General features: G+C 67.6%; 8 protein-coding genes, 1 tRNA gene and 1 pseudogene. 4 read left to right on the top strand and 6 right to left on the bottom strand.

Features of this window, described 5'->3' with window-relative positions:
* The first annotated feature begins 877 nt into the window (after positions 1-877).
* Positions 878-1,387: a hypothetical protein gene (locus V5E28_RS24650; RefSeq protein WP_336209511.1), complete on the top strand. Its 510-nt coding sequence runs from the start codon at positions 878-880 to the stop codon at positions 1,385-1,387.
* Between the two features lie 410 nt (positions 1,388-1,797).
* Here the strand turns inward: V5E28_RS24650 and V5E28_RS24645 are convergent.
* The 5 genes and pseudogenes from V5E28_RS24645 to V5E28_RS24625 form a co-directional block, all read right to left on the bottom strand.
* Positions 1,798-2,182: pseudogene (locus tag V5E28_RS24645) on the bottom strand (RNA polymerase subunit sigma-24); the annotation flags it as partial.
* Positions 2,183-2,461: 279 nt separating this feature from the next.
* Positions 2,462-2,638 (bottom strand): hypothetical protein, encoded by a 177-nt coding sequence (locus V5E28_RS24640; RefSeq protein WP_336209509.1) that lies wholly within the window; start codon positions 2,636-2,638, stop codon positions 2,462-2,464.
* A gap of 608 nt (positions 2,639-3,246) precedes the next feature.
* Positions 3,247-3,319, bottom strand: a tRNA-Ala gene (locus tag V5E28_RS24635).
* A 15-nt stretch (positions 3,320-3,334) separates the two neighbouring features.
* Positions 3,335-4,063, bottom strand: a complete 729-nt coding sequence (locus tag V5E28_RS24630; RefSeq protein ID WP_336209507.1) for an HAD family hydrolase — start codon at positions 4,061-4,063, stop codon at positions 3,335-3,337.
* A gap of 15 nt (positions 4,064-4,078) precedes the next feature.
* Positions 4,079-4,198: a DLW-39 family protein gene (locus V5E28_RS24625; RefSeq protein ID WP_211264163.1), complete on the bottom strand. Its 120-nt coding sequence runs from the start codon at positions 4,196-4,198 to the stop codon at positions 4,079-4,081.
* A 413-nt stretch (positions 4,199-4,611) separates the two neighbouring features.
* Between V5E28_RS24625 and V5E28_RS24620 the strand changes: the two genes are divergently transcribed.
* From V5E28_RS24620 to V5E28_RS24610, 3 genes are read left to right on the top strand one after another with little or no spacing between them, the layout of a single operon-like run.
* The gene (locus V5E28_RS24620; protein WP_336209501.1) at positions 4,612-4,824 is read left to right on the top strand and encodes a heavy-metal-associated domain-containing protein; all 213 of its coding nucleotides are present in this window, start codon (positions 4,612-4,614) and stop codon (positions 4,822-4,824) included.
* Positions 4,821-5,795, top strand: coding sequence for a hypothetical protein (locus V5E28_RS24615; RefSeq protein WP_336209499.1), 975 nt, complete (start codon positions 4,821-4,823; stop codon positions 5,793-5,795). The genes V5E28_RS24620 and V5E28_RS24615 overlap by 4 nt, the downstream gene beginning before the upstream one ends.
* 30 nt (positions 5,796-5,825) lie before the next feature.
* On the top strand, positions 5,826-8,036 hold the full coding sequence (locus V5E28_RS24610) for a heavy metal translocating P-type ATPase (protein ID WP_336209497.1): 2,211 nt from the start codon (positions 5,826-5,828) through the stop codon (positions 8,034-8,036).
* Positions 8,037-8,082: 46 nt separating this feature from the next.
* Here V5E28_RS24610 and V5E28_RS24605 read toward each other — a convergent pair whose 3' ends face one another.
* Positions 8,083-8,532 carry a carboxymuconolactone decarboxylase family protein gene (locus V5E28_RS24605; RefSeq protein WP_336209495.1) on the bottom strand — a complete coding sequence of 150 codons (450 nt, stop codon included), beginning with the start codon at positions 8,530-8,532 and terminating at the stop codon, positions 8,083-8,085.
* Between the last annotated feature and the right edge of the window lie 51 nt (positions 8,533-8,583).

Here is an 8,583-nt window from a genome sequence, read left to right as displayed (position 1 = left end):
AAGTAAGGACGATACAAATCGCCGAGCGGTTTTACAGCGCGTGACCGTTAGGGCGAAAGCGTGCTTCCTACCTGCCGATAGACGTACGAGTCCTTCGATCAGGCCTTGATCATTACACGTATATTGCACGGTCTCCTGAGAGCCGTCTCTACACCGCGCACGACGTAGGCAGGGCGAACTACTCCTGAGAAGGTGTCGCCCAGATACAGGCACCAGGCTGAAGTGACCGGTGTGCTGGCGCTAGGAGGGTGCGCTGTCCGCGGAGTTCGCTCCCAGCACTAACGGCCGGCTCCATCTGAGCGCCCGTGATCAAGAGCCTGAAGCCATCCCGACGCCGAAGTTCAAGCGTCTCCCCGGGACGCCAGTCTCCCGAACGCCAGTGACCGGTGATCCTTACGCTGGAGCCCGGCCCTGCCTCCAGAGTCATTGTCCGGAAGTGAAACGGCCCCCCTTCCCCTCGCGAGGCGACACGGTACCGTTCCCCACACTCACCACACACTCGTTCAGCCGGAAAACGAAGCGGCAGGAACCGCTGGGGCAGCTTCGTGCTGGGTCACGCCCATACTGTAGGCCCCTCAACCAGACAACACGTGTCACGCCAGGCGGGCCTGACTTGCTCTTACTGACCGACCGCGGACAAGAGCCAGCGATCAGCCCGTCACCTGGGATTTCCCCGCGCGGCGTGCACTCTGCCCTCCTGATCATCCCGTCTGCCGTCGGCTCGCCCGAAGGGGAAGCGGGCCAGGGCCACGGGTCGATGGCGGACGGGATGATCAGCATCCACCTCAGCCATCTACGGACCCCAGGCCCACGCGGCGATCATCCCGGAGCCGGAGTCCCCCGCCGGAGGCGCGTTACTTGCGGGATGATGAGTGCTGTGCCTGACCTGCTGTGGGATGACGTGAAAGCCCTCTTCGACCCCGAAGTCAACGGAGTGCTGCCTGACGTGGTTGTAGAGGGGACGACTGTCGAGGACTGGCAGGTGCTGCTGGATCTCGTTCGGGCGCAGGGCTGGCAGTACGCCTACTCGGTGGATAGCGAGCCGATGGAACTCACTTCGGCTGCTGACATGGCCGCGGTTGCCGATGCCGGCGGCATGCCTGAGTTGAGAGGCACGCCTGTGCTGAGAGTCTGGCCGATCCCCGACGTGCTGATGATTTTCCGCATGTATCAGACCGAGTCGATCGACTTCGACGTCGATCTCAGAGAGTTGCAGGGGCAGGAGCGGTTGGACGTCCTGGTGGATTTCTTCTGCGTGATCGGACGGCGTCTCCGGAAGTCCGTGTTGATGACTGCGGAGGGATCTCCCGGCCCTCCGAATCTTGAATTCGACATCGAGGCTGACCGGGTGGTGCTGATGGTAGATCCGGTTGATCCGAGCGTGTAGCAACTGTTGAAGGGCTTGAGGTCGGGGGCCATGCCCACCCGACGCGGCCGAGTGGCGGGCGCGCGCGAGAACGGCCCCTAGGCCGCACGCGCAGCGCGCGGCCCGCAAGCTCGGGCCGGGCGGCGGCGCGTGCGCCGCCGCCTTGATCGCCATATCGCACCCATGCTCGGCGGGATCGCGGTCGCGAAGCTGTCGACGCAGATGATCCGGTCCTGGCGCGCGGGACTCCTCGACAGCGGGGTATCTGTATCGACAGCATCCAACTGTCACCGCAATGCCCGCAGCAAACTCGTATGAATGCACCCATCCAGCCCGGCCGCGATCGGTCCCTTCGACGATCTCGCAACGAAGCAGCACCCGGTTCGTGTCCATCGCAGCATCGCGCCGCTCACCACCAGAAACCCGCACGCTTATACCGCTCCCGCCGCGCACGCATACGCCCTCCGGAGCAGCACCTCGCGCTCCGGCTCATTCCGGGTCAGCTGCGCGGCCCGCTCGAACTCGACCCGGGCCTCGTCCATCCGCCCGAGCTTGGCGAGCAGGTCGCCGCGTACCGCGGGCAGCAAATGGTAGTCGCGCAACGCCGAATGTCCGGTCAGCTCGTCGACGATGCTCAGCCCGGCCTCCGGGCCCCGCGTCATCGACACCGCCACCGCGTGATTGAGCCACCGGTGACGGAGCCATGTGGAGGAGCGTCTCATAGAGAGTCGCGATCTGTTCCCAGTCGGTGTCCTCGACCCGGCGGGCCTGGGCGTGGCAGGCCGCGATGGCCGCCTGCAGCACGTACGGCCACCCCCCGCCTCGCAGCGGTCAACGAAAGTGAGTTTTCCCTGGTGGAGCCTAGGAGATTCGAACTCCTGACTTCCTGCTTGCAAACGGTCTGATCTTCAGGCGCAACGGCCTCGACCTGCGCTGAGGACAGTCCGCGAGTGACCGTGATCGACCGCTGCTGACCACCCTTAATGGCACGCTAATGGCACGACGATCATGTCTGCCACCTGCTCACTTCCAGCGCCCGCGCACTTCGCCGGCCTGGTCCTCTCGTCTGTCGTCGGCCGTCCCGCTGTCCCGCGCTCACTCTTCTGCGGTCTGACGCTTTGCCACGAGCGCGCACGAGAGGGCGACTCCGAGACACAGAGACAGTGAAATGCCGAGAAGGAGGTTGTGCAGCGTTACGCCCAGTCCCATGCCGATCGCGATGCCCGGCCACATGCCGACTGTCCAGTTGGGCGCGCTCTTGCTGTTCGTCATGGTTCGATCTTCGTGCAGGAGCGCGTAGCGGCGTAGAAGTCGCAGTCATGAGTACGACATGACAGCTGTCACATGGGGCGGGAAGTGGTAGGCCGCCCGGGTCTCGAACTCCGGAACCCTACGGATTGAAGAAGACGATTCGATCAAGCTCGAAGGCCCCGACCTGATGTTTGGTGTCCGTCGTCTTTCTCCGAAGTCCGCTGTCGTTCGCCCTCTTGGCTGTACAGCCAAGACAGAGTCCCCGTGACTTCCCGTCAGTCCCCGCTGATCGCCGTTCAATCTGGCACGCATCCGGCACACAACTGCGGCGCATCGCCTCGTGGTAGCTCAATCATGGGGTGTACCGAAGCGTTGGACGATGATGATCGCGATCACGAGGAGCGCGCCGCACGCCGTATGCGCGAGGAGTACCCCGGCGAGGTCGGTGATCACTGCGCCAGCGAGCCCGCAGGCAATCTGTGCTCATCTACCAGTATGTAACACGCGACGCAGACCAGCGGATCGCCGAGGCGCTCAGTGCACGAGTGGAAGCCGAGCAGGCGAAGATCACCTAGAGCTAATGGCACGAGCGCCCCGCACCGAGACCGGTTGCGGGGCGTTTTCCGAGGTGGAGCCTAGGAGATTCGAACTCCTGACTTCCTGCTTGCAAAGCAGGCGCTCTGCCAGCTGAGCTAAGGCCCCTTCGATGAAGACAGCTTACCGGGCCGGCGCGGGTATCTGCGTCGTCCCGAGGTCCTCGCTGAGGATCAATCCAGGCAACTCCGCGATCGACTCCAGGATGTGCGTAGCGCCTCCCTTGAGCAGTCGTTCGCGGCTGTGGACGCCGGTCATCACGCCGGCCACGATCGCGGCGCCCGCGCGGCGGCCGGAGAGCATGTCGCTTTCGGAGTCGCCGACCACCGCCACCTGCCGGACGTCCTGGATGCCGAGGCGGAGGAGTGCGTGCAGGATCATGTCGGGCCAGGGGCGGCCGCGGCCGCCGGCGTCTTCGGGGCTGATGGCGAGGTCGACCTGGTCGTGCCAGCCGAGGACGCTGAGGACGCGGCTGAGGGTGGTGCGGCTGAAACCGGTGGTGAGGGCGAGTTTGACGTCTGAGCCGCGGAGCTTGTCGAGGACTTCGAGGACTCCGGGCATGGGGACGAGTCCTGCTCGTTCGAGGGCGCCTTCGTAGGCGCGTTCGAACGTCAGGTTGGCCGCCTGGGCCTGTGCCTCGTCTTCGGGAAAGATGCCGCGGAAGATTTCGATCTTGGGCAGGCCCCGGGACCGGTGCACGTGAACCATGGCTCGCGCGTACGCTCCGGTCCCGGGAACTATGCCCTGGGTGGCGATCGCCTCGGCGAACGCCCGCTCGACCATGGCGATGTCTCCGACCGTGGTGCCTGCCAGGTCCAGGCACGCCAGCTTGATGGGGACGACGTCACTCATCGCCTCGCCGGTCGGTTAGTTCTCGCTACCGGTCGCTTCGGTCCAGAGATCGAGCTCGGCGCGATCGGCCTGCACCTTACGCCAGACCAGCAACCCCCCAAGGGCGACCAGCGCCAGAACAAGCAGCTTCTTCACGGTGTGACCCCACTTCATTCGACGGTCTCACCTGCCGGGGTGAGACCCAACGGTTGACAAGCAGCCTAGCAAGGGATGGCAGCGGTCCCTGTGTTTGTCCGAACCAGATGTGCGGATTGTTCAAGGAACGGGCCATCGGTCCCGGGTGGGACTACCTGTGCCCGGCCCAACTTGGATCATGCCGCATGTCACGGGCAAGTGCGCACGTCCGGACTTGTGGATCGATGGTCAGACGGGTTCGGCCGGGGATTGATCCTCACTCCTCGTCTGGCCGTACAGAAAGGAGGGGGAGTGCGGTGGAAAGAGTGGGGGCGGCGGATTTGTGGGTTTTTTCACCCCCGAGGGCATACCCTAGGGGGGTACGGTGTTAGAGTCGGCAGAGTAGAGCGTACGACCATCTGAAGGAGCAAGCCATGAGCACCGCCACCTACACCGTCAAGGGCATGACCTGCGGCCACTGCGTGAGCTCGGTCAAGGAGGAGGTCGGCGAGGTCGCGGGGGTCACCTCCGTGGAGGTGGACCTGGCGAGCGGCGTGCTGACCGTGGTCAGCGAGAGCCCTGTGGACCAGGCGCGGATCAGCGCCGCGGTCGAGGAGGCCGGTTACGAGCTGGCGGGTACGGCGTGAACGCGGCAGCGCGGCTCGGGCTGTACGGCGCGGGGCTGGCAGTGCTCTTCGCCGGGGCGCTCGGGGTCGGGAGCGCGGTAGGGCAGGTCGGGCCCGCTGAGGGCCCGGCCGGGCCGGCCGGGCGCACCGCGGTGGCCGGCCACGCCGACATGACCGCGACACCGGAGAAGGACACCGGCCACGGCACGGACGAGACCGGCGACGGTCACAGCGAAGAGGCAGCAGCACACAACGAGAGTGATACCCCCGGGGGGCTTCAAGTGTCGCAGAACGGCTACACCCTCACCCCACTCACAGCGGCGAAGGCCGGCAAGGCCACCGACTTCCGCTTCACCGTCACCGGCCCGGACGGCGAGCCGGTCACCGAATACGACGTCGAGCACGACAAGAAGCTCCACTTCATCGTCGTCTCCCACGACCTGACCAGCTTCCAGCACCTGCACCCGGCGCTGGGCTCCGACGGCGTCTGGTCGGTCGAGCTGAAGCTGCCCGAGCCCGGCGCCTACCGGGCCTTCGCCGACTTCGCGCCGACGGGGGCGGACAAGCTGACGCTCGGCGTGGACCTGCAGGCCGCCGGCGACTACCAGCCCAAGGCCCTGCCGCAGGTCAGCCGTACATCCAAGGTGGGCGACTACACTGTCAGCCTCGACGGAGACCTGGTGCCCGGCCACGCGAGCAAGCTCACGCTGAAGGTCACCAAGGGCGGCGAGCCGGTGAAGGACCTGGAGCCTTACCTGAGCGCCTACGGCCACCTGGTGGCCCTGCGCGCGGGCGACCTGGCCTACCTGCACGTGCATCCCGACGGCGAGCCGGGCGACGGGAGGACCAAGGCGGGACCGGAGATCACCTTCTACGCCGAGGTGCCGAGCGTCGGCGACTACCGCCTGTTCCTGGACTTCCAGCACCGCGGCGAGGTCCGCACGGCGAGCTTCACGGCGACCGCCGAGCAGGCGCCCCCGCACACCCACTGACACAGGACGCGACGCGAGAAAGGAGAGGTGATGTCTTCCCTCACCGAGGCCGAGGACAGGGCCGTCGAACTCACGATCGGCGGCATGACGTGCGCGTCCTGCGCCAATCGGATCGAGCGCAAGCTCAACAAGCTCGACGGTGTGACCGCGACGGTCAACTACGCGACGGAGAAGGCGAAGGTCACCTTCCCTGACGATCTCGACCCTCAGGAGCTGGTCTCCGAGGTGGAGAAAGCCGGCTACTCCGCCGAGCTGCCCGCTCCGCCGCGCGCGGACCGTCCACAGCCTGTGGAAAAGCCTGACAACGGGCTGCGCGACCGGCTGATCACCGCGGTGGTGCTGAGCGTTCCGGTGGTCGCGATGGCCATGATCCCGGCGTTGCAGTTCACCTACTGGCAGTGGTTGTCGCTGACGCTGGCCGCGCCGGTCGTGGTGTACGCGGGCTGGCCGTTCCACAGGGCCGCCTGGGCCAATCTGCGGCACGGCACGGCGACGATGGACACGCTCATCTCGATGGGCACGCTCGCGGCGCTCGGCTGGTCGCTGTGGGCGCTGTTCTTCGGTACGGCCGGCATGCCGGGGATGACGCACCCGTTCGAGCTGACGATCCAGCGCAGCGACGGCTCCGGCAACATCTATCTGGAGGCCGCGGCGGGGGTGACGGCGTTCATCCTGGCCGGGCGCTACTTCGAGTCTCGCTCGAAGCGGCGTGCGGGGGCGGCGCTGCGGGCGCTGATGGAGCTGGGCGCCAAGGACGTGGAGCTGGCCGACGGCCGGCGGGTGCCCGTCGACTCGCTGAAGGCGGGCGACAGGTTCGTGGTGCGGCCGGGCGAGAAGATCGCCACTGACGGCGTGGTCGAGGAGGGCGTCTCCGCGGTTGACGCCTCGATGCTGACCGGCGAGTCCGTGCCCGTGGAGGTGCGGCAGGGCGACCCGGTCACCGGCGCCACCGTGAACGCGGGCGGCAGGCTCGTCGTCCGCGCCACCCGCGTCGGCGCCGACACCCAGCTCGCCCGGATGGCCAAGCTGGTGGAGGAGGCGCAGACGGGCAAGGCGCAGGTCCAGCGGCTGGCCGACCGGATCTCCGGCATCTTCGTGCCGATCGTGATCGGGCTGTCCGTGGCCACGCTGGGCTTCTGGCTCGGCACCGGCAACGGCGCGGGCGCGGCCTTCACCGCGGCCGTGGCCGTGCTGATCATCGCCTGCCCGTGCGCGCTCGGCCTGGCGACGCCCACGGCGTTGCTGGTCGGCACCGGGAGGGGCGCCCAGCTCGGCATCCTGATCAAGGGGCCGGAGGTGCTGGAGTCCACCCGCGAGGTCGACACGATCGTGCTGGACAAGACCGGCACGGTCACCGAGGGACGGATGACGCTCGTGGGCGTGCACCTGGCCGAGGGCGAGGACCGCGACGAGGTGCTCAGGCTGGCCGGTGCGCTGGAGCACGCGTCCGAGCACCCGATCGCCCAGGCCATCGCCAGGGCGGCCGGGTCCGAGGCCACGGTCGAGGACTTCGCCAACATCGAGGGGCTCGGCGTGCAGGGTGTCGTCGAGGGGCACGCGGTGCTGGTCGGCCGGCCCGCGCTGCTCGCGGAGTGGTCGCAGCGGCTGCCCGCCGAGCTGGAGCGCGAGCTCCAGGCTGAGCAGGCCGCCGGGCGCACCGCCGTGGCCGTGGGGTGGGACGGCAGGGCGCGCGCGGTGCTGGTCGTGTCCGACGTGGTCAAGGCGACCAGCAAGGAGGCCATCGAGCGGCTGCGCGCACTCGGCCTGACCCCGGTGCTGCTGACCGGCGACAACGAGGCGGTCGCCAGGACCGTGGCGGCCGAGGTGGGCATCGAGGAGGTCATCGCCGAGGTGCTCCCCGCCGACAAGGTGGACGTGGTCAAGCGGCTGCAGGCCGAGGGCAAGGTGGTGGCGATGGTCGGCGACGGCGTCAACGACGCGGCCGCGCTGGCCCAGGCCGACCTGGGGCTGGCCATGGGCACCGGCACCGACGCCGCCATCGAGGCGTCCGATCTCACCCTGGTCCGCGGCGACCTGCGCGTAGCGGCCGACGCGATCAGGCTGTCGCGCCGGACGCTGACCACGATCAAGACCAACCTGTTCTGGGCGTTCGCCTACAACGTGGCCGCCCTGCCGCTGGCCGCCGCGGGGCTGCTCAACCCGATGATCGCGGGCGCCGCGATGGCGTTCTCCAGCGTCTTCGTGGTGAGCAACAGCCTGCGGCTGCGAGCCTTCAGATAGGGATCCGCGAGGGGAGGTCCGTGAGCGGCCGGCGCCTGCCGGCCGCTCACGCCTTGTAGGACTCCGGGGTCATCCTGGTGGCCACGCCCATCCGGTTCCAGGCGTTGATGGTGGCGAGGGCGACGACCAGCGCGGCGAGCTCATGCTCGGTGAAGTGCTCGGCGGCCCGCTGCCAGATCTCGTCGGTGATGTCATCGGTGGACAGCCTGGTGGCGGCCTCGGTGAAGGCGAGGGCGGCGCGCTCCTGGTCGGTGAAGAAGGGGGCCTCCCGCCACACCGCCACGGCGTGCAGCCTGGCGTCGCTCTCTCCCGCCTGTTTGGCGTCCGAGCTGTGCATGTCCACGCAGTACACGCAGCCGTTGATCTGGCTGGCCCGCAGCCGGACGAGCTCGAGCAGGGGCTTGGGCAGGGTGCTAGCGCTCACGAACCGGTCGAGCCCGGCCATGGCCTTGTACGCCTCGCCGGCGAGGTCGCCGAGATTCATTCGTTCCGTCATGACACCGACGCTAGGCCGGAACTTGTCCCGATATAAGCTCCAATTTCCGGC

It is taken from the genome of Nonomuraea sp. LPB2021202275-12-8, from assembly GCF_037044575.1.
In the GTDB taxonomy this organism is placed as follows: domain Bacteria; phylum Actinomycetota; class Actinomycetes; order Streptosporangiales; family Streptosporangiaceae; genus Nonomuraea.
The sequence above is the reverse complement of the archived record's forward strand: the minus strand, read 5'-3'. Positions and strand labels throughout refer to the sequence as shown.

Coding starts and splice junctions, on each gene's coding strand:
- V5E28_RS24640 (WP_336209509.1), bottom strand. CDS start 2,638: ATGACGAACAGCAAGAGCGCGCCCAACTGGACAGTCGGCATGTGGCCG.
- V5E28_RS24630 (WP_336209507.1), bottom strand. CDS start 4,063: ATGAGTGACGTCGTCCCCATCAAGCTGGCGTGCCTGGACCTGGCAGGC.
- V5E28_RS24620 (WP_336209501.1), top strand. CDS start 4,612: ATGAGCACCGCCACCTACACCGTCAAGGGCATGACCTGCGGCCACTGC.
- V5E28_RS24610 (WP_336209497.1), top strand. CDS start 5,826: ATGTCTTCCCTCACCGAGGCCGAGGACAGGGCCGTCGAACTCACGATC.
- V5E28_RS24605 (WP_336209495.1), bottom strand. CDS start 8,532: ATGACGGAACGAATGAATCTCGGCGACCTCGCCGGCGAGGCGTACAAG.